This window comes from Microbacterium sp. Bi128 (genome assembly GCF_918698205.1).
In genome coordinates, this window is sequence record NZ_CAKKMM010001619.1 from 1 (window position 1) to 1,080 (window position 1,080).

Sequence of the window (1,080 nt, forward strand, 5' to 3'; positions counted from 1 at the left end):
GCGCACTGGCCGCAACCGGCCGTCCAGGCCGAGCTCGGCGATGAAGACCGTGCGGCCCGTAGGCCTGATGTCGTTCGCCGCCAGCAGCACGGCCATCGCGATGGCGAGGTCGAATCCCGAACCGCGTTTGGGCAGGGATGCCGGAATGAGGTTGGCCGTGATCTTCCGGCGGCTCAGCGGGATCCCCGAATTCTGCGCCGCCGAGCGGATCCGTTCCTTGGCCTCGTTCAGTGAGGCGTCCGGCAGGCCCAGGATCACGAACGCCGGCAGGGTCTGGCCAATGTCGGCTTCGACCTCCACGATGTAGCCGTTGAGGCCCACGAGGGCGACAGAATAGGTCCGGCCCAAGGCCATCTACCCCACCCCCTTGAGGTGCTCGAGGGCGGGCTCGCCGATGCCGTCGTCGACCACCGCGATCACGTCCACGCGGCACAGCGGCATCCATAGCCCCTGGGCACGGCACCACGCCGCTGCCAGCCGGTGGAGCCTGGCCAGCTTGTCCGCGCCGACAGCCTCAAACGGATGCCCGAAGGCCAGGGATTTGCGGGTTTTCACCTCGGCGATGACCAGCGCGTCGCCGTCGAGCGCGACAATGTCGATCTCACCCTCCGGGCAGCGCCAGTTCCGCTCCACGATCCGCATGCCGTGGGCCTGCAGGAAGTCGGCCGCGAGGTCTTCCCCGCGCCGGCCCAGAACATCCTTAGCTCTCATGCCTCCAGCGTGAAGCGCCGCCAGGGACGAAGACAGGGACGACCTCGGCTATGTGGAAAACGTCGCCGGGCTGCAAGAGCACATGAGCCAGACGAGAAGAGTATCCGCAGCCCGTTCAGCACTGCTGATCGCATAATCAAGGCAGAACGAAAAGAACTGCGGGAGGAACAGGAATGAAGGTACTTTTCCTCGATATTGACGGTGTCGTCAACCGCGTGGGTACGAGACAGAGCTTTCGCGGCTTCATGGGCATCGATCCTTTCCTGGCGTCCAAGGTCTGCAAGATCATCTTCGACACGGACGCAGCCGTTGTTCTAACGTCCACATGGCGGCATATCCCCGGCGGCCGTGAAGAAGTCGACAGACACG

3 protein-coding genes are annotated in these 1,080 nt (G+C 64.5%); 1 reads left to right on the forward strand and 2 read right to left on the reverse strand.

Annotation, left to right across the window (positions count from 1 at the left end; all coding sequences use genetic code 11):
- Together LQV45_RS34985 and LQV45_RS34990 are read right to left on the reverse strand one after the other, a co-directional pair.
- Window positions 1–354: magnesium chelatase domain-containing protein (locus LQV45_RS34985; protein WP_290370423.1), on the reverse strand; the 354-nt coding region annotated here is incomplete at its 3' end.
- Window positions 355–711, reverse strand: a complete 357-nt coding sequence (locus LQV45_RS34990; RefSeq protein WP_230012585.1) for a YraN family protein — start codon at window positions 709–711, stop codon at window positions 355–357.
- A 173-nt stretch (window positions 712–884) separates the two neighbouring features.
- Between LQV45_RS34990 and LQV45_RS34995 the strand changes: the two genes are divergently transcribed.
- Window positions 885–1,080 (forward strand): HAD domain-containing protein (locus tag LQV45_RS34995; RefSeq protein ID WP_253074608.1); only part of this gene is annotated, 196 nt, incomplete at its 3' end.

Bases quoted from the DNA above. Each gene is read 5' to 3' on its own strand.
- LQV45_RS34990 (WP_230012585.1), bottom strand. From the start codon at position 711: ATGAGAGCTAAGGATGTTCTGGGCCGGCGCGGGGAAGACCTCGCGGCC.